Origin of the sequence: Rhodococcus sp. D-46, assembly GCF_011290655.1 — a bacterium.
Taxonomy (GTDB): Bacteria; Actinomycetota; Actinomycetes; order Mycobacteriales; family Mycobacteriaceae; genus Rhodococcus_F; species Rhodococcus_F qingshengii.
Genome location: NZ_JAANTF010000006.1, coordinates 270,465 through 289,032 on the forward strand (window position 1 = coordinate 270,465; position 18,568 = coordinate 289,032).

Here is an 18,568-nt window from a genome sequence, read left to right on the forward strand (position 1 = left end):
CGTGATCGCCAATCCACAACTGCGGCACAACATGCAATACCCGGATACCACCATGGCGTACTGGGCGCCCAGCATGGCGGCGCTCTACGGTGACCGCCTCGCCGTCGTGGACGGCGAGCGTACGTGCACCTTCCGCGAACTCGGCCAGCGCAGTGCGCAATTCGCCGGCGCACTGCGGCAAGCCGGGGTGGGCGTCGGCGACGTGGTGTTGATGCACCTCGGGAACTGCGTCGAGTTCCTCCAGGCTTACTACGGATGCCTACAGGCCGGGGCGACAGTCACATTGGTCAACCCACTGCAGCCAGAGCTCGGCCTGCGCAAGCAGATCGAGGAGACGTCCGCCGTTGCTGCAGTCACTCAGAGTTCGCAGCTGCACGTACTGCTCGCGGCCGCTTCAGGAACCTCCGTGCGTACGATCGTGATGGTCCAGGACACCGAGGGCGCGCTCGACACACCGGAGTCGGTCGTCGCGTTCGACTCCTTCATCGCCGATCTACCCACCGAATTCACCCCTGCCTCGGTTCGTAGCGACGACATCGCACACATCGCGTTCACCGGCGGAACCACCGGAGTCTCCAAAGGTGTTCGTGTTCTTCACCGCAACGTCGTCGGCAACATCACACAGATGTGTGGGTGGAGAACCGGTCACGAGTTGGATGCAGGTCCTGAAGGTCTCGTCACTCCTCGACGCATCGATGGCCTCGACGTGCTCGGTCCGACGCCCGGGACCGGGGCGACCATCGTTGTCTCCCCTCTCTTCCACGCACATTCGTTGCTCAACACGTCGTTCCTGTTGATTTCCGGTCTCACCCAGGTGTTTGCCGGTCGGTTCGAACCCGGCCGGATGCTCGAGCTGATCGAAAAGCACGAGGCCACCTATCTCACCGGGTCTCCCGCCATGTGGCACGCACTGTCGGTTCATCCCGACGCCACGGTGCGCAACACCGACAGCGTGTGCGTCGTCTCTTCGGGTGCTGCCCCGATCGACAGTGTCACGCTCGCCGCACTCCGCCGGGCATTTCCCAAAGCGCTCGTCGTCGAAGGCTACGGGCTGACCGAGGCCACCTGTGTGGTCACGGCCGCTCCGCTGATCAACGGCTCGGAATATCGGCAGAGCAGCGTCGGCCTCCCGATCTTCGACACCGAAATCCAGATTCGCGATCAGCTCGACCGGAAGACCGTTCTGGGCGAGAACGAACGCGGCGAACTGTGGGTGCGTGGGCCTCAGGTCACCGACGGCTATCTCGGACACCCGGAAACCACCGCAGAACAGTTCGTCGACGGCTGGTTGGACACGGGAGACATCGCGTACCTGGACTCGGACGGATACCTCTTCATCTGTGACCGGGCCAAGGACATGCTCATCTACAAGGGGTACAACGTCTATCCGCGGGAACTCGAAGAGATTCTGGTTTCGCACCCGGCGATCTCGACTGCTGCGGTTGTCGGCCGCGAAGTGGGGAGCAACGGCCAGGAGCCCGTAGCCTTCGTGGTGATGATTCCGGGCGCCGAGTTCGACGCCGAGCAGATCAAGGCGTTCGTCGCCGAGCAGGTGCTGCCGTACAAGAAGATTCGCGAAGTCGTCGAGGTAGAACTCCTTCCGACATCGGCTGCCGGTAAGGTCCTCAAGACCGACCTCCGCTCGAGACTTCTCGAATCCGTCGATCAGAAAGGCGGTTCCAGGTGACGACCTTCGCAGACCTGACGTCGCAACTGCGTGTCCCGGTTCTCGCTTCACCGATGTTCATCATCTCGACTCCTGACCTCGTCATCGCGCAGTGCACCTCTGGCATCATCGGGTCCTTCCCGGCACTGAATGCTCGTCCGCAGTCGGCACTTCGGGATTGGCTCAAACTGATCACCGTGGCTCGTGAGGAACATGATCGTGAGCACCCGGAGAATCCGTCGGCGCCATTTGCCGTCAACCTCATCGTCCACCGGTCCAACAACCGCCTGGAAGAGGATCTGGCGACCATCGCCGAGTTCGAGGTTCCGATCGTCATCACGTCCCTCGGCGCTCGCACCGACATCAACGACGCAGTCCACGCATACGGCGGAATCGTTCTCCATGACGTCATCGACAATCGCTTTGCACGCAAGGCGATCGAGAAGGGCGCCGACGGACTGATCGCGGTAGCTGCCGGGGCCGGTGGTCATGCCGGTAGGCAGTCGCCGTTTGCCCTGATTCGGGAGATTCGTGAGTGGTTCGCCGGTCCACTGCTGTTGTCAGGTGCCATCGCTCATGGTGATTCGATTCTCGCTGCGCTCGCGGCCGGGGCCGATTTGGCATACGTCGGATCAGCTTTCATCGCAACCGAAGAGGCTAACGCGGATCCTGCGTACAAGGAGATGATCGTGGGTTCAGGGGCCTCCGACATCGTCTATTCCAACCTGTTCACCGGAGTACACGGAAACTACCTGCGGGGCAGCATCGTTGCCGCCGGCTTGGACCCCGACAACCTGGCCGAATCCGATCCATCCGCAATGAGTTTCGCGACCAACGACACCGATACCAAGGCCTGGCGTGACATCTGGGGCGCCGGACAGGGCATCGGAGCGATCGATGCAGTCCTTCCGACGCATGCAGTAGTAGAGCGTCTCGCCGCCGAGTACTCTGCCGCGCGAGAACGAATCTGCCGACTCTAGTGCTGTGACCGGCGTTCGTCGGACAGGTACTCGTGGATCAGGTTCACGAATACCTGTCCCACCGGCGACAACGTCGAGGGGTCGAAGGCGAGACCGTACGCACGCAGGAATCTCGGCTCGCAGGCCCGTTCCACCACCTGACCAGGCATCGATTTCGCCACCGAGCGCTCGACCAACGAACCGCCGAGTCCGGCGATGACCATCGGGAGCCGCGACTCCCGTTGCTCGGTCACCACCGCGAGTTCCGTTCTGGTACCGGCCTTTCGGATCGAATCTTCGATCGCGTCACCCATCGCTGCCCCGCGAGGAACGAATACCATGGGAATGTCCGGCATTTCCGAAAGGCGTACCGGCCCCTCGGGTAGTTCCGTTCCAGCCGGGTAGACCAGGCGGTATTCCTGCTCCCCCAATTCGACGATTTCGAGCCCTTCGCCCGCCTCGAGCGGCAGATGAGCCACCGCGAATTCGCAGTGGCCGTCCCGGATGAGACTTTCCAGATTGTCCTCACGCTCGAGTTCCGAGAATCTGACTCGTGCTTGCGGATACCGTCGACAGAACTCCGCAATCAGATCGACGATCGTCCCCGAGGTCAGTGCAGGGAAAGCCATGATGTCGAGGCGACCGACGATGGCGCCATCGGATGCCGTCAACTGTTCAGCCGCCGCAGCTACGTCTCGCAAAACCTGTCGACTCGGGCCGACCAGACTGCGACCGGCAGCACTGAGCACCATGCCGCGCCCGATGCGGTGGAACAGCCTCACTCCCAGTTCACGTTCGAGCCCGCGCAACGCTTGTGACACGGTCGGCTGAGCAACGCCGAGAGCCGCTGCGGCGCCGTTGATCCCCTTGTTCTCGACCACTGCGAGGAAGTACTCCATCTGCCGGAACTCCACAGTTCACTCCTCTTCCGTGGACGGAACGGCGGAGGTGGCCATTTCCGCAGCCGTCGCGATGAATGCAGCGGCCGCCGGGGATTGCTCGCCCGAGCGATAGACGATACCGACGTCGCGCGTCAGCGGCGGATCGAAGGAGAAGGCGCAGACGTCTGTCATCTGCTGTTGTGCAACCCTTCTCGGCACTACAGTGGCGCCGATTCCTCGACGCACGAGTTCCCACGTGGTCACAGGGTGGACACAGTCCACGACTACGTTCTCGGCGCCTTCGCTGAGCAAGCCCCGGAACTGATTCGATTGATCACCGAGATCGACCACAAGCGGCAAACTGTGCAAGAGCGCTCGCGGAACCGGATCCGCCAACGGCGTTGCAAGTCGGCCGGACAACGACGCATGGGTGGCGAGCACCAACTCCTGAGTGGCAATCGGAGCCGTGACCAAACCTTCGTACCCGATACTCAGATCGGTGACGCCGACCTCGGCCGACCCTCGCCGCAACGCATTGTCGACCCCGGCCGGGCCGTACGTGTCGAGAACACGCACGACGATCTTCGGGAAGTTGGCCCGGAATCGCCGGACCAACTCGACCATCGGATCGATCGAGAACGCCGAGTACGAGACGACGTCGACACGACCGAACTCGAGTTCGCGAACGGCGGTCACTTTCGCCTTCGCGCGCTCGACGTCGGCAAGGATTCTCCTGGCCGCGAGATCGAACGTGCGGCCCGCGTCGGTAAGAACCAACCGCCTGCCCGTCCGGTCGAACAGCGTGGCGCCGAGTCGACGCTCGAGCGTACGAATTGCCTGTGACAGCGAGGGCTGCGAAATGTAGAGAGCCTGAGCGGCCTTCGTTATCCCACCGTGGTCGACAACAGCGACGAAGTAGGTGACGAAGTGCAGATCCACTCATCCATCATACGACCAGCGATCCGTCGCTCACTCCACCCGAGTTGCCCCTGGTACGGCCCACTCTCCGGTGAAGATCGGCTCCCGCTTTTCCACGAAGGCACGAACCGCGTCGGTGGCATCCGTCGCAAAATTGACCGCTTGCGCCCTCGCCTCGTTGTCCAAGGCCTCCCGCAACGAGAGGGAGGTGTGACGTTCGAGCATGGCGGCAGACTGACTCAGTGCGGCCGGCGGGCCGGCGGCGAGCCGCTGCGCCAGCGTTGACGTGTGTTCGTCCAGCTCGGCCGGTTCGACCAGATAAGTCACCAACCCGAGCTCGTAGGCTTCCTGTGCGTCGATCGTCTCGGCAAGCATCACCAGTCGCTTGGCTTGTTGGAGGCCGACCAGTCTCGGCAGGATCCACGAACCACCGAAGTCGACAGACAACCCCCGTTTGGCAAAGATCTGGCTGAACTTCGCACCCTTGGCCGCCACGACGAAGTCGCAGAGCAACGCCATGTTCCATCCGGCTCCGACGGCAAACCCGTCGACCTTCGCCACCAGAGGTTTGGGAAACTCACTCAGTGCGATTGCCGTTGCGTTGATGACACGCATGCGATCGAGCGGGTGCGACGAGCCACGCTTGTCCAGATCGGAGCCCGCGCAGAAGGTCCCATCCGCGCCGGTCAGGATCACCGAGCGAATCTGCGCGTCCTCTTGAAGTTCGAGGACTGCTTCACGTAGAGCGATCCAGGCGTCGAGATCGAGAGCGTTGCGGCGGTGCGGCCGACAGAGAACAATCGTCGCGACAGCACCGTCTCGTTCGATGCTTACGGCCGCACGCTCGATCGTCTCGGCACTCATGAACCACTCCACACGGGAGAGCGCTTCTCGGCAAATGCCGTGGCGCCCTCCTTGGCATCACGAGAGGTGAAGACCGGATCGATGAATTCGCGTTGCGCGACAAAGGCATCCGGATCGGTGTACTTGGCGGACATTGCCAGTACCTGCTTGGTCGCGCGAACAGCCAGTGGACCGTTAGCCGCTACTCGGGCCGCAAGCTCGCGTGCGACGGTCAGCGCGTGTCCCGGTTCGGCGAGCCGATTGACCAAGCCGTGATGATGCGCCACGGTGGCACTGAGTGGATCCCCCGTGATCGCGATTTCCATGGCCAACTGATACGGAAGAATTTTCGGCAGACGTAGGAGTCCGCCGGCGGCCGCGGCAAGTCCCCGCTTCACTTCGGGCAGGCCGAATTTCGCGTCCGTGGACGCCACGATCAAGTCGGCCGCCAAGGCCAGTTCGCAACCGCCGGCGAGTGCCCAACCTTCGACGGCTGCGATCAGCGGCTTCGACGGCGGTGCCTCGGTCAGACCGGCAAAACCACGACCCGGTAGCGATGGCCGCTCTCCGCGCGCAAATCCCTTCAGATCCATACCGGCGCAGAAGGTTCCACCAGATCCGGTCAGAATGCCGATGGTGAGATCGGCCCGTTCCTCGAACTCGTCGATGGCCGCAGCCAAGGCTTCGGCAAGTTCGAGATTGACCGCGTTCTTGGCCTCGGGACGATTGAGGGTGATGACGGCAACGCCGTCGGCGAAGTCGGTGAGCACGACGCTCATGTTCGGTTCCTACTTCCGTGATGAGATTCTTGAAAGGTCACTGCGCGCGAATGCTCCAGCGCACGGGTGTGCCGCCGGACGGTGTCACGATCTCCCGCTTGGCCAAAACAACAAGATGAGCATGGGTTTCGCGGACTGCCAAGCGAAGTAGTCGCGGCGACATCTGTTCGAACGGGCGAGACCAGGAGATCGTGCGTGAGAGTTCCCAGGCCGTGGATTCAGGCTCATCCTGCACCGCAGCCACGATCTCCGCCAATCGCTCCTCGTGGTGCCCCATCAATTGACGTGCACGATCGGCGATCCCACGGAATCGATATTCATGTGCCGGAAGCACTTCGCACTCGCCCAGTGTTGTCGTCGCCTCGAGCGAGAGAAGATAACGATGAAGTGGGTTCTCGAGTTCACCGGGAATCGTGGAGATGTTCGGGCTGATCCTCGGCAGCATGTGATCGCCGCTGAACAACAAGCCTCTGTCCTCTTCCACGAAACAGAGATGTCCGGGAGTGTGCCCCGGTGTCCATTGGGCGCGGAGATTCCAACCGGGTAGGTCGAGTGAATCCCCTTCTCCCAGAATAATGTCGATGGTTTCGTGCTCGGCGAACCGCACCAGGTCGACCCGAGACGCGTCGAGCACTTCGGCCGGTGCGCCGAGTTCGGACAACTGCAGGTTCCAGCCACTGATGTCGTCGCGGGTCTGTTCGGGCCCGTGGTACCCGAGGAGCGTCGCGTCGGCCACGTGCATCGCAAGCGTTGCGCCGCTGACCTGCCGAAGACGCGGCGCCAGGCCGAAGTGATCGGGATGCAGGTGCGTGATTGCCGCATAGCGCACTTCGGAAACGTGGTATCCGATCGATGCTATGCCGTCGACGAGAGCCTGCCAGGACTGTTCGTGATCCCAACCGACGTCGATGAGGGCAAGTCCGTCGTCGAGCGCGAGTGCGTAGACGAGTACGTAGCGCAAAGGGTTGTCCGGCATGGGAACAGGGATCGACCACAATCCGTCCCGCACCTGTTCGACCGGTGGAAGGACTTTGTTCGCCCATGCCTCACGTTGTGCGACACCGACGTCTTCGGTCACGATCATGATGCTTCTCCGCTCGCGTTCAGCATGGTCCGCAGGCTCGACTTGAGCAGTTTTCCGCTCGCGTTGCGAGGTAGGGAGTCCACGAAATGGATCTGGCGAGGTTTCTTGTACGACGCCAACTTCGCTGTGCTGAAAGCGATCAACTCGTCGACGCTCGGCACGTCGGCACCGTCGACCAGTTTGACCACTGCGGTCACGGATTCACCCCAGCGCTTGTCGGGAACCCCGACCACCGCGACCTCGGCGACCGAGGGGTGCTCGGCCAGAATGGATTCCACCTCGATCGGATAGACGTTCTCTCCGCCGGTGATGATCATGTCCTTGAGTCGATCGGTGACGAACAGATACCCCTCGTCGTCCAGATGGCCGGCGTCCCCCGTTCGGAGGAAACCGTCGTGGGTGAACAATTCGGCGGTCTCACGGTCACGTCGCCAGTATCCGCGAGTGTTGTTTCTACTGCGCGCGACGATCTCACCGGAATTATTGGGCGGCAATTCCTCACCATTGGTGACGTCTCGAATCGAGATCTCGACGCCGATCATCGGCTTGCCCGCAGAGCGAAGCAACTCCGAACGCGGCCCGCTCACATGATGGTCGTAAGCACGAAGGACGGATACCGAACCCGTCGTCTCGGTCATCCCGTATCGCTGAACGAATTTGCAGTTCAAGACAGTCATCGCGTGGGCGAGGAGCGCCGGAGTGATCGGTGACGCCCCATAGGCGACCACCTCCAGGCTGGTCAGATCGAAACTGTCGAGAGTCGGCAGATCTACCAGCGTCTGAATGACTGCAGGCACCAGAAATGCGTGGGTGACGCGGTGGGTCGCGATGGCATCAGCGACCCGAGCAGGCGCCATGTCTCCGAGCAGCACCAAAGGCACTCCGGCCGACAAGCATGTACTCATCCAGCCGGCACCGGCGATGTGAAAGAGGGGAAGTGCATCGAGTGCGACTGCATTCGAACCGAATTCGTAGACATCGAACCCCTCGGGCTCGTTGTACAGATTCCGGTGCGTGGCCACGACGCCCTTGGGCCGGCCGGTTGTCCCGGACGTGTACAGCTGCAGAACTGCTGCGTCCGGATCGTGCCCGTGTCCGGGGTCGACACCGGTCCCTGATGCCACGAACTCCGCCCAGGTTCGCGAATCCGGCAGGCCCCCTGCAGCTCCCACGGTTATGACCTCGATGTCTGGCAACGCTGCGGACATCGCCGCCGCCCCCGCGGCGAACTCGTCATCGACGATCAAGACGTCGAGCTCCGCGTCCTCGGCGATGTCGACGAGTTCGAGTGGGTTGAGCCGCCAGTTCAACGGTATGAACACAGCGCCTGCCTTCGCACATGCGATGAAGGTTTCCGCACCTTCGAGCCCCATCCGCAGTAGCGCACCGACACGAGCACCCGTTGTGGTCACTTCTGCCAGCGCACTCGCCAAGGTGCTGGTCTCGCCATCCAGCTCAGCCCAAGTCAACATTCGGTCGCCGCACGTGATTGCCGGATCGGACGGCCGTGTCGACGCCGAGTGGCGTATCCGGTTGGGTAGGTGAAGCTCGCTCACATCACGCTCCTGTGTTCCAGGTACTCACCGAGCACGAACCGCGGTCGGTGGTACTGGAACAGTCGACCATCGCTATGGCCTGCGCCACAAAGACGAGAAGGCGCACAGAGCCATAGCTCAGACCTATGTCCGCAGGTCGCAGCAAGTCACCGCCGCCAAGGCTCCGTCATCTGGGAGAATTCGTCAGATGCAGGCACCCGGCATGGACATACGCAGCGCGCAGTATCTCGTCGCGGTCGTCGATCACGGCAGCGTCACTGCCGCCGCGGACGTCCTGCGTATCTCGCAACCGTCCCTCTCGCAGGCCGTGCGCAACCTCGAACGAGCTCTCGGAGCCACACTCTTCGAGCGCACCACTCGCGGTCTGGCTCCCACCACGGTCGGACTGGCAGTTGCCGATTCTGCCCGTACGTTGCTCGCCGACGTTGCTCGGGCCGAGGCCGCGGTGGCTGCGGTAACCGCTTTGCGCGCCGGGGAACTCGCCATAGCAGTTCAGTCCGATCTCGCCATCGACCCTGTTGCAGAGGTCGCCGGACGCCTCCATCTGACGGCACCCGGAATTCGGTTCTCCACGAACGCCTCCGCCAACGCACAGGACGTGCGCGCGCTCGTCAGAGCAGGTACGTGTGAACTCGGGTTTCTCGAGACCCACCCGGGTACCGAAGTCTCCGACGGGCTTCGAGAAATTGCCGTGAGCACCCAGGAAACGGTCTTGTCGATCCCCATTCGCCTGGCCACAGACCTCCCCGATCCGGTTCCGCGCACCGTGGTCGCGCGCCTGCCGATGGTGGTCGAGGCATCCGCAGTTCGGCGCGGGCACTCGATCGACGACGATCTGGAACTCACCGACGTCGTCGTGGAAGTGCCAGATCGCCTTGCTGTCCGGGAAATGGTCGGGCAAGGTGTAGGCGCCGCGCTGCTGCCCAGATCGATCGCCGAACAAGACTCACCGGCATCTGAGGTTCGCTCGCTTTTCCCACCGATCACCCGGCAGACGATCTTGGTCTACCGCGACGGCCCGCTCTCACCGGCCGGGTCTGCGTACATCGAGAACATCTCCCCACGTCACAAGCCCTCCACGAACAGCCTGCCCAACGGCGAGAGCGTCTCCGGATCGAACTCGACGCCGTAATTCAGTGAGATCGGCGGCTCCACCGGAAATATCTCCGCGCCGGACGCGACCGATCTCTCGGCCAACGAACGCTCCATGAATGCCATGCCCAAACCAGCAAAGACGAACGCGCCGACGGTCTCCCGCTGCGCCAACTCCGTCGACATCCGAGTCCGGGCCCCGGCGGCCTGCAGAGACGACTCGATGGCAAGGCGAGCCCGCGAGTGTTTGAGCACACCCACCACGGGGAGATCGGGCAATGCCGTCAATGACACCGGCTCTCCCGCAGCGGGTTTCACACCTTTCGGCCAGACGTCAGGATGAACCCCCGACGGCACTGCCAGCCAGTACTCGTTCACCCCCAACACTTTCGTGGACAGCGCCGACATGTCGGGTGGCCAGTAACTGAAGACCACCTCGCACGCGCCGTCTGCCAACACCTGCTCAGACGTTGCACCCTGCGGCAACTCACCGACCCGAACGGTCACAGCAGGCCACCGCTCACGAAAGTCTGCCACGATGCGTGCGATCGGACCTTCGAGACCATGTGCCGCGGAGCAGATGTCGAGCCGGCCACGAGGCTCGTCGGCCGTACCGATCGCGACGTCGAACGCGGCCGCGCTGCTGCGAGTCATCTGCCTCGCCGGCCCTACCAACGCCCGACCTGCTGCCGTCAGCACCAAACCGCGACCGACGCGGTGAAACAGTTCGACTCCGAGTTCACGCTCGAGGCCACGAATACCCTGCGACAGCGACGGCTTGGTGACCGACAGATTCTGCGCAGCCGTCGACAAGGACTCACCACCGGCAACGGCAAGGAAGTACTCGATCTGACGTAGGTCCACTCCATCGACTTTGCCATAAACGCAGACAGGTATACCGGTACCAAGCACTGCAGGGTGTTCACACACGCTTCATTAATCGGACATTCAGGACACACCTTCTTCTACCCGGCGCCACCTACCGTAATTGGTCCAGACCAATTACGGATAGGTCTGAACCACCGCGTCGAAGACAAGGAATCCTCGTGAGACGTACGACCATCGCGATAGCAGCCGTGACCGCGGCTCTCGCCGTTCCCGGCATCGCCCCCGCCGAATCCCACGCCGAACCCGGCTGGGGCAGTTCGTCCTTCGAATGGGGCAGCTCTTCGGGCGAGAACAACACGCCGCCCGCAGAGCCCGGCGTCAGCGTCCCCGGCGGACGGTACGAGCACCCCGTCGACCTGACCTTCACCGCCGAGCGCGGCGCCACCGTCCGCTACACCGTGGACGGAACGACACCCACCACCGACAGCCAAGCTGCCACGCCGGGACGTCCGCTGCACATCGCACAGGACACCAACGTCACTGTCGCAGCTTTCCGCGGCGATCACGCGAGCGCGGCCGTCTCGTTCGGCTACCTGATCAAGACCTCGGAAAAGCCGCTGGCTCAGGTCGTCGTGATGTCCGACGTCCACGTCGGCGATCACGCGAACAACGACAAGAAGTACGAAAGCTTCTTCGACACAATCGGTTCCATCTTCCCGAAACCCGACGCCATCCTCTCCAACGGGGACATGATCAACGACAACGGAGACGGCAAGGGGCCCGACCACAAGATCGTCGCAGAAATCTTCCAGGCAAACCTCGCCCGAAAGGGCATGAACGACACACAACTCCTGATCTCCAACGGCAATCACGATGCAAGTCTCGCGGCGATCAGAGCCGGATATCCGGCGGAGTGGTTCCCGGATTCCGGTGGCGGATACTACGAATCCGACGTCAATGGTGTCCATCTCTTCACGGTCAACACCGAAACCTACAACAATGATTCAGCGCAACGCAATTGGCTGAAGTCCCGCCTGACCGAAATCACCGCGGAGTCCGGGAACCTGACCAAGCCGATCCTGGTCCAGGGACACCGGCCGGCAAGCAACACAGCCATGGACGGGCAGCAGGCGTCGAACCCTCGATTGACCGAAGACCTGAGTGCCTTCCCTCAGGCAATCTTCTTCTCCGGGCACTCACATCTGAACAACAACGACGACCGGTCGATCCATCAGCGTGACTTCACGTCGGTCAACGACGGCTCGATGTCGTACATCGAAATCGATCACGGCTACCAGATGGTGACCGAGTCCGGTCTCGCGAACCGTTTCGAATCACCCACTGCCCAAGCGCTCTTCGTCGAGGTCTACCAGGACCGCACGGAAATCAACCGAATCAACATGGCGGCAGACAAGCACGACATCTACGCCGGTGGCGCGTGGTCAGCCAACTGGCAGCCGCCGTACTCGAGCGCGGGCACGCTGAGCGGTTCGGGGTGGACGGTCGAACTCGACGGGTCGACCAACCAGCAGATCAAGGACAACTTCCGCTACACCTCGGGCGCACGGAACACGCACGCGCCGGAGTTCACCTCGAGCACTCCGCTCTCGGTGACGACCGGCGAAAACGGTGCGACCGCACTGAGGATCGCGCAGGCCAAGGACGATCAGATGGTGCACCACTACGCCGTCGAGGTCACGGACACAGCCACCGGAGCGAAGGTGGTCTCGTCGAAGGTGCTCTCGGACTTCTACTTCATGCCGCGGCCGAACAGCCTCGACATTCCGATTCCCGATGCCGCAGCGGGCACCGCATACGAAGCCCGCGTCGAAGCCGTTGACGCATACGGCAACCGGTCACCGGTGACAACCCTGGCCTTCACCCGCTGACCCGACACGACAAAGCGGCACCGCGCATATTCGCGGTGCCGCTTCTCGGCTCAGTTGTACGTGCGAAGCAGGCCCTTGCTGATGATCTGCTTCTGGATGTCGCTGGTGCCTTCACCGATCAGAAGGAACGGCGCCTCACGCATCAACCGCTCGATCTCGTATTCCTTGGAATAGCCGTATCCGCCGTGGATACGGAAGCTGTCCTGGGTGACCTCCGAGCAGAATTCACTCGCCAGATACTTCGCCATACCCGCGGCGACATCGTTGCGCTCACCCGAGTCCTTGAGCCTGGCAGCGTTGACCATCATCAGATGTGCCGCTTCGACTTTGGTGCCCATCTCGGCGATCCGGAACGCGATGGCCTGATGCTCGGCGATCGGCTTGCCGAAAGTCTCGCGTTGCTTGGCGTAGGTGACAGCCAGTTCGAAAGCGCGCTGGGCAATTCCGCAGGCACGCGCGGCGACGTTGACCCGGCCGACCTCGACGCCGTCCATCATGTGCCGAAATCCCGAGCCAGGGGTGCCACCGAGAACCTCCTCGGCTCCGATCTCGAAACCGTCGAAGATCATCTCCGTGGTGTCGATTCCCTTGTACCCCATCTTCTCGAGCTTGCCCGGAATGGTCAGGCCCGGGAGTACCTCGCCGAAACCTGCGGGTTTCTCGATCAATATCGTCGTCAGATTGTTGTGCGGCTTCTCCGCGCCCTCGTCCGTCTTGACCAGGACTGCCACCAAGGTCGAGGAACCCCCGTTGGTCAGCCACATCTTCTGGCCGGTGATCACGTAATCGCCGGAGTCCGTCCGCTTCGCCTTGGTCGATATGGCAGCAACATCGGAACCGAGGGCAGGCTCCGACATGGAAAATGCACCGGTGAGTTCCCCGGAAGCCAAACGCGGCAGGTACTTCGCCTTCTGTTCCGGCGTCCCGTGCGCCGAAATCATGTGAGCCACGATGAAATGCGTGTTGATGACACCGGACACGCTCATCCATCCACGGGCCAATTCTTCGACGCACAGCGCGTAGGTGAGCAATGATTCGCCGATACCCCCGTACTCGGGGTCGATGGTCAGTCCGAACAGACCCATGTCCTTCATCTGCTTGACGATGTCGGTCGGGTACGTATCCGAGTGTTCGAGTTCCTGCGCCGCGGGGATGACCACACGATCGACGAACTCGCGTACCGCCCCGACGATATCGGTCTGAGTTTCGGTCAATCCCGCCGTCTGCGCCAAACGAGTCACTGTTCCACCTGTCAGTCGGTACTTCGTGCCCTCCCGGTCGACGAAATTGATTCGACTCCAGGAACTTTCATCCCGCCGCGACGTGTGTGCGGCAGAGACGCTGTATCCATTCAATCCCCGAAGGGTATATGTGTCAAAGTCGATTTCGCATACGAACCGTATGGCGGAAACTATGTCCGAACAGGTCGTTCCTGCTGTTGACAACCGCGCCACGCGTGCTGGATATTCGAGTGGCCAGGTCGCGACGGGCCCTTCGATCGGCCCGTTCACGCGACGCATTCCCCACCTCTCCTCGAGACAGGCGCATTCCATGCACGACGCAGTCATCTGTGAACCCGTTCGCACCCCGGTGGGCGGATTCGGCGGAGTCTTCAAGGACGTTCCCGTCACCACTCTCGCCGGCACTGTTGTGCGTGGCCTCGTCGAACGAACCGGCATTGCGTCCACCGATGTCGACGACGTCATCTTCGGTCAGGGTTACGCCAACGGAGAGGCCGCGGCCATCGGGCGAATCGCGGCACTCGACGCCGGTCTGGACGTGTCCGTTCCCGGAATACAACTCGATCGCCGTTGCGGTTCGGGATTGCAGGCGATCATCTACGCCGCGATGCAGGTACAGACCGGAATGAGTGATCTGGTCATCGCCGGCGGCGTCGAAAGCATGAGCGGAACCGAGTTCTACTCCACCGACATGCGTTGGGGCACAATGCGCCCTTCCGTCGAGTTCCACGACCGATTGGCCAAACCGCGCACGAACTCCGGCGGAGTCAACTTTCCGGTGGAAGGCGGCATGATCGAGACCGCCGAGAACTTGCGCCGGGAGTACTCGATCACCCGCGACGAGCAGGACCGATACGCGGTGCGATCGCACGAACGGGCCGTTCACGCCCAGGACAGCGGGTATTTCGACGACGAGACCATTCCCGTTTCGGTGCCCGGACGCCGTGGTGAGCAGACAGTCGTCACCCAAGACGAGCATCCGCGCCGAGGGATACAACTGTCCGATCTTGCTGCACTGCGCCCCATTCGAGGTCGCGTCGACCCCGAAGCAACAGTCACCGCCGGAAACGCCTGCGGCCAGAACGACGCCGGAGCCGCGGCCATCGTCACCACTGCGGCCAACGCCGAACGGCTGGGCCTGCGGCCGTTCGCGAAACTGGTCAGCTGGGGTGTGGCCGGTGTGGAGCCGAACCGGATGGGCATCGGACCGGTGCCTGCCGTGGCGAAGGCTCTCTCCCGTGTCGATCTGTCGCTGGACGACATCGACCTCATCGAAGTCAACGAGGCCTTCGCCGCCCAGGTTCTCGCGTGCGCCAAAGCCTGGGGATTGAGCGCGCAGGACATCGAAGAACGCTTCAACGTCAACGGTTCCGGAATCTCGCTCGGACATCCTGTCGGCGCTACCGGTGGGCGGATCCTCGCCAATCTGCTGCGCGAACTCGACCGGCGCCAGGCACGGTACGGGATCGAGACCATGTGTATCGGTGGCGGACAAGGGATTGCCGCGGTGTTCGAGAACCTTCTACGCTAGAAGCGTTAACCAATCGATCCGTCGCGGCGAAGTTCCGCGATCCGGTCGCCCGTAAGTCCCAACTCGGCCAGCAGAGAATCCGTCTGCTGGCCGAGTGCCGGAACGTCACCCATGCGCATTTCGACATCCGAATACGTCATCGGAGGCAGCACGGCATCGATCGGACCGTTCTCGGTGCCCACGGACCGCCATCTGGCACGCTTCTCCAGCTGCGGATGTTCCAGCAGACCGGCCATGTCGTTGAGTGCCGCGGCCGGAACACCAGCGGCGGCCAGACGCTGATCCAGATCTGTCGTCGAGTACAGACGCGTCAGAGAGCCCACCAATTCGTCTACCTCGCCACGGTTTTCGACGCGCACGATGTTGGTGCGGTAACGCGGATGATCGACCAGATCCTCTCGCTCGAACACGTCCACCATCAGCGCTCGCCATCCACGATCGTTCTGGACGCCGATCAGGATTTCGCCGTCGGCCGTGGGATACGAATCGTAGGGAACGATCGCGGCATGGCCGAGACCGACACGTGGAATCTGCTTGTCCGCATACATTTTCATGTACATCGGATGGCCCAGCCACTCGACGGTGGAATCGAACATCGAGACCTCGACGAGCGCTCCCTTGCCCGTTCGCTCTCTACGGAACAGGGCGCTCAGAATCGAAGTCAGCGCGTACATTCCTGCCGCGATGTCGGAGACCGGGATGCCGGTCTTGGTGGCCGTCTCCGGTGTGCCTGTCACGGAGATCATTCCGGTCTCGGCTTGGACCAACATGTCGTAGGCCTTGCGCTCACGCCGCGGGCCGGCACTGCCGTAGCCGGACATGTCGATCACGATGAGCCGTGGGTATTTATCGCGCAGTTCCTCCGCGCCGAACCCCAGTCTCGCGGCTGCGTCGGGAGCCAGGTTCTGCAGGAACACATCGGCTCGCGCGACCAGATCGAGAAGGATCTGCCGGCCGGCTTCCGACTTCACATCGACGGCGATCGATTCCTTGGAACGGTTGAGCCACACGAAGTGTGATGCCTGACCGTGAACCGCCTGGTCGTAGTGACGCGCGAAGTCACCCTCGCCGACGCGTTCTATCTTGATCACCCGCGCACCCATGTCCGCGAGATGTCTGGTGGCGAGCGGTGCCGCCACCGCCTGTTCGAGTGCAACTACGGTGATTCCGTCGAGCGGAAGATCCGAGTTCGGCTGTCCCATGTCAGTAGTCACCCCAGAAGTTTTACACCCAGAATTCTCACACTCTGAATTCTTGCACTCGAACAGGACGGATCAGATGTGGCGGCCGCCGGTGATCTCGAGAACCGTGCCGGTCATGTAGCTCGAGAGGTCGCTCGCGAGGAACAGCACAACCGAAGCAACTTCCGAAGGCTCGGCTGCGCGCCCCATCGGAATCTCGGCAAGCTTCTCGTTCCAGATCCGTTCGGGCATCGCCTCGGTCATCGCCGTGCGGACCAGTCCGGGCTGAACGGCGTTGACGCGAACGTTCTTGAACGCGACCTCTTTTGCCGCGGCCTTCGTCAGACCGACGATCCCGGCCTTCGCGGCCGAGTAGTTGGTCTGCCCGAGCATGCCCACCTTGCCGGAGATCGACGAGATGTTCACGATCGCGCCCGTCTCACGCCCGCGCATGCGGGCGGCGGCAGCGCGTGTTCCGTTCCAGGCGCCCTTGAGGTGAACGGCGATCACGTCGTCGAAGTCCTGCTCGGTCATCTTCCGCATCGTGGCGTCGCGCGTCATGCCGGCGTTGTTGACCATGACATCGACTGGACCGAAAGCGCTTTCGGCCAGATCGAGCATGGCCTCGACCTGTCCGGAGTCACGCACGTCGCAGGAAGCGAAACGGGCGACCGACTCTCCACCGAGTTCGGCGACCGCAGCCGTTCCCACGGTTTCGTTGATGTCGCCGAGAACGACGGTCGCGCCTTCCTTGATGAAGGTGCGCGCAATTTCGAGCCCGATGCCCTGGGCTCCGCCGGTCACTACCGCAACCTTGCCGTCCAACAATCCCATGTCCACTCCGTTCGTGAGGTTAAAGCTCGTCTGGAAAATGTGTCAGCGCTGGTTTTGCTTTTTCGCTTGCGCCACGAGCCCACCACCGAGAATCAGACGCTGGATCTCGCTGGTTCCCTCGTACAGGCGCAACAGGCGAACTTCACGGTAGATGCGTTCGACCGGAACACCGCGCATGTACCCGTTGCCCCCGTGGATCTGCACGGCGAGATCTGCGACCTTGCCCACCATCTCGGTGCAGAAAAGCTTTGCCGCCGAAGGCCCGAGACGGCGATCCTCACCGCTGACGTACCGCGCGGCCACCTCGCGCACCATCGCGCGCCCTGCCATCACACCGGCTTGCTGGTCTGCCAACATCGCTTGAACCAGCTGGAAGTCGCCGATCGCGGTGCCGCCCTGTTCCGTGACCACGGAGAACGCGACAGATTCGTCGAGCGCTCGCTGTGCTGCTCCCACCGAGAGCGCCGCGATATGGACTCGTCCGCGCGCGAGAGACGTCATCGCTGCGCGGTATCCGGTGTCCTGGTCGCCACCGACGAGGGCCGACTCGGGAACCCGGACGTTGTCGAAGGTGACCTCGGAGGTCCAAGCACCTTCCTGACCCATCTTCTTGTCCTTGGGACCGACCGTGACACCTGGCGTGTCAGCCGGAACCAGGAACACTGCAATTCCCGGACCATCGGAATCCGCCGGGCGAGTGCGCGCGAACACCACGAACAGCTGCGCCAGTGGAGCATTGGTGATGAACCGCTTGTTGCCGTCGATCACCCAGTCGGATCCGTCCAGCACTGCCTTGGTCCGAAGGCCGGCCGGGTTGGAGCCCGCGCCCGGTTCGGTGAGAGCAAAGGAAGCCACGACATCACCGGAGGCGATGCGCTCGAGCCACTGAGCCTTCTGCTCGTCGGTACCGAAGCCGACCAGCACCTGCCCGGCAATTCCGTTGTTGGTACCGAACATCGAACGCAGCGCCAGAGACGTGTAGCCGAATTCCATTGCCAGTTCGACGTCTTGGGTGAGGTCGAGTCCGAGCCCACCCCATTCCTGAGGGATCGCGTAACCGAAGAGCCCGATAGCTGCGGCCTTCTTGCGTATGTCCTCAGGAATGGCGTCGGTGTCGGCAATCTCCTGCTCACGCGGAACTACTTCCTTACGGATGAACTCCCGCGCAGTCGCCAAGATATCTGCGAAGTCATCTGCGTCGACCTGCATTCCCACCACTCACCTTGCTGTTTCCGAAGTCCATGCCGTCCCCCGAAGTCAATACCGTGAGGCAATCGGAGTCAAAG

At 62.4% G+C, this 18,568-nt stretch carries 16 protein-coding genes; 5 read left to right on the plus strand and 11 right to left on the minus strand.

What is annotated here, in order from left to right:
• Positions 1–31 precede the first annotated feature (31 nt).
• The gene (locus tag G9U53_RS17015; RefSeq protein WP_165639020.1) at positions 32–1,687 is read left to right on the plus strand and encodes an AMP-binding protein; all 1,656 of its coding nucleotides are present in this window, start codon (positions 32–34) and stop codon (positions 1,685–1,687) included.
• Entirely contained in the window at positions 1,684–2,646 is a 963-nt protein-coding gene (locus G9U53_RS17020; RefSeq protein WP_042448540.1) for a nitronate monooxygenase family protein, read from the plus strand. Before G9U53_RS17015 ends, G9U53_RS17020 begins: the two co-directional genes overlap by 4 nt.
• Here G9U53_RS17020 and G9U53_RS17025 read toward each other — a convergent pair.
• The 6 genes from G9U53_RS17025 to G9U53_RS17050 are packed head-to-tail and all read right to left on the minus strand — an operon-like array spanning position 2,643 to position 8,686.
• Positions 2,643–3,539 (minus strand): LysR family transcriptional regulator, encoded by an 897-nt coding sequence (locus G9U53_RS17025; RefSeq protein ID WP_003939949.1) that lies wholly within the window; start codon positions 3,537–3,539, stop codon positions 2,643–2,645. The two genes, G9U53_RS17020 and G9U53_RS17025, sit on opposite strands and share 4 nt — an antisense overlap.
• A 3-nt stretch (positions 3,540–3,542) precedes the next feature.
• The gene (locus G9U53_RS17030; protein ID WP_007729501.1) at positions 3,543–4,445 is read right to left on the minus strand and encodes a LysR family transcriptional regulator; all 903 of its coding nucleotides are present in this window, start codon (positions 4,443–4,445) and stop codon (positions 3,543–3,545) included.
• 30 nt (positions 4,446–4,475) lie between these two features.
• Positions 4,476–5,288: an enoyl-CoA hydratase-related protein gene (locus G9U53_RS17035; protein ID WP_030537193.1), complete on the minus strand. Its 813-nt coding sequence runs from the start codon at positions 5,286–5,288 to the stop codon at positions 4,476–4,478.
• Positions 5,285–6,046: a crotonase/enoyl-CoA hydratase family protein gene (locus G9U53_RS17040; RefSeq protein WP_065351440.1), complete on the minus strand. Its 762-nt coding sequence runs from the start codon at positions 6,044–6,046 to the stop codon at positions 5,285–5,287. Before G9U53_RS17040 ends, G9U53_RS17035 begins: the two co-directional genes overlap by 4 nt.
• A 37-nt stretch (positions 6,047–6,083) precedes the next feature.
• A complete protein-coding gene (locus G9U53_RS17045) occupies positions 6,084–7,130 on the minus strand; it encodes an MBL fold metallo-hydrolase (RefSeq protein WP_064114211.1) in 1,047 nt (348 codons plus the stop codon).
• Positions 7,127–8,686, minus strand: a complete 1,560-nt coding sequence (locus G9U53_RS17050) for a long-chain-fatty-acid--CoA ligase (RefSeq protein ID WP_165638944.1) — start codon at positions 8,684–8,686, stop codon at positions 7,127–7,129. Before G9U53_RS17050 ends, G9U53_RS17045 begins: the two co-directional genes overlap by 4 nt.
• 202 nt (positions 8,687–8,888) lie before the next feature.
• Here G9U53_RS17050 and G9U53_RS17055 point away from each other — a divergent pair, with 202 nt between their 5' ends.
• On the plus strand, positions 8,889–9,818 hold the full coding sequence (locus G9U53_RS17055) for a LysR family transcriptional regulator (RefSeq protein ID WP_064114215.1): 930 nt from the start codon (positions 8,889–8,891) through the stop codon (positions 9,816–9,818).
• On the opposite strand, the gene G9U53_RS17060 is transcribed toward G9U53_RS17055, so the two are convergent.
• Positions 9,752–10,642, minus strand: coding sequence for a LysR family transcriptional regulator (locus tag G9U53_RS17060; RefSeq protein WP_165638945.1), 891 nt, complete (start codon positions 10,640–10,642; stop codon positions 9,752–9,754). The genes G9U53_RS17055 and G9U53_RS17060 overlap by 67 nt on opposite strands.
• A 182-nt stretch (positions 10,643–10,824) precedes the next feature.
• Between G9U53_RS17060 and G9U53_RS17065 the strand changes: the two genes are divergently transcribed.
• Complete coding sequence (locus G9U53_RS17065; RefSeq protein ID WP_165638946.1) at positions 10,825–12,495, plus strand: chitobiase/beta-hexosaminidase C-terminal domain-containing protein; 1,671 nt, start codon at positions 10,825–10,827, stop codon at positions 12,493–12,495.
• A 50-nt stretch (positions 12,496–12,545) separates the two neighbouring features.
• On the opposite strand, the gene G9U53_RS17070 is transcribed toward G9U53_RS17065, so the two are convergent.
• Entirely contained in the window at positions 12,546–13,736 is a 1,191-nt protein-coding gene (locus G9U53_RS17070; RefSeq protein ID WP_007729528.1) for an acyl-CoA dehydrogenase family protein, read from the minus strand.
• A 310-nt stretch (positions 13,737–14,046) separates the two neighbouring features.
• Here G9U53_RS17070 and G9U53_RS17075 point away from each other — a divergent pair, with 310 nt between their 5' ends.
• The gene (locus G9U53_RS17075; protein ID WP_165638947.1) at positions 14,047–15,267 is read left to right on the plus strand and encodes an acetyl-CoA C-acetyltransferase; all 1,221 of its coding nucleotides are present in this window, start codon (positions 14,047–14,049) and stop codon (positions 15,265–15,267) included.
• 5 nt (positions 15,268–15,272) lie between these two features.
• On the opposite strand, the gene G9U53_RS17080 is transcribed toward G9U53_RS17075, so the two are convergent.
• The 3 genes from G9U53_RS17080 to G9U53_RS17090 all read right to left on the minus strand — a co-directional run bounded on the left by G9U53_RS17080 (position 15,273) and on the right by G9U53_RS17090 (position 18,491).
• Positions 15,273–16,469, minus strand: a complete 1,197-nt coding sequence (locus G9U53_RS17080) for a CaiB/BaiF CoA-transferase family protein (protein ID WP_007729534.1) — start codon at positions 16,467–16,469, stop codon at positions 15,273–15,275.
• Positions 16,470–16,541: 72 nt separating this feature from the next.
• On the minus strand, positions 16,542–17,282 hold the full coding sequence (fabG, locus tag G9U53_RS17085) for a 3-oxoacyl-ACP reductase FabG (protein WP_058226592.1): 741 nt from the start codon (positions 17,280–17,282) through the stop codon (positions 16,542–16,544).
• Between the two features lie 42 nt (positions 17,283–17,324).
• Positions 17,325–18,491 carry an acyl-CoA dehydrogenase family protein gene (locus G9U53_RS17090; protein WP_007729538.1) on the minus strand — a complete coding sequence of 389 codons (1,167 nt, stop codon included), beginning with the start codon at positions 18,489–18,491 and terminating at the stop codon, positions 17,325–17,327.
• Between the last annotated feature and the right edge of the window lie 77 nt (positions 18,492–18,568).

Bases quoted from the DNA above. Each gene is read 5' to 3' on its own strand.
- G9U53_RS17055 (WP_064114215.1), top strand. From the start codon at position 8,889: ATGGACATACGCAGCGCGCAGTATCTCGTCGCGGTCGTCGATCACGGC.
- G9U53_RS17035 (WP_030537193.1), bottom strand. From the start codon at position 5,288: ATGAGTGCCGAGACGATCGAGCGTGCGGCCGTAAGCATCGAACGAGAC.
- G9U53_RS17090 (WP_007729538.1), bottom strand. From the start codon at position 18,491: ATGCAGGTCGACGCAGATGACTTCGCAGATATCTTGGCGACTGCGCGG.
- fabG (WP_058226592.1), bottom strand. From the start codon at position 17,282: ATGGGATTGTTGGACGGCAAGGTTGCGGTAGTGACCGGCGGAGCCCAG.
- G9U53_RS17015 (WP_165639020.1), top strand. From the start codon at position 32: ATGCAATACCCGGATACCACCATGGCGTACTGGGCGCCCAGCATGGCG.
- G9U53_RS17080 (WP_007729534.1), bottom strand. From the start codon at position 16,469: ATGGGACAGCCGAACTCGGATCTTCCGCTCGACGGAATCACCGTAGTT.
- G9U53_RS17040 (WP_065351440.1), bottom strand. From the start codon at position 6,046: ATGAGCGTCGTGCTCACCGACTTCGCCGACGGCGTTGCCGTCATCACC.
- G9U53_RS17045 (WP_064114211.1), bottom strand. From the start codon at position 7,130: ATGATCGTGACCGAAGACGTCGGTGTCGCACAACGTGAGGCATGGGCG.
- G9U53_RS17075 (WP_165638947.1), top strand. From the start codon at position 14,047: ATGCACGACGCAGTCATCTGTGAACCCGTTCGCACCCCGGTGGGCGGA.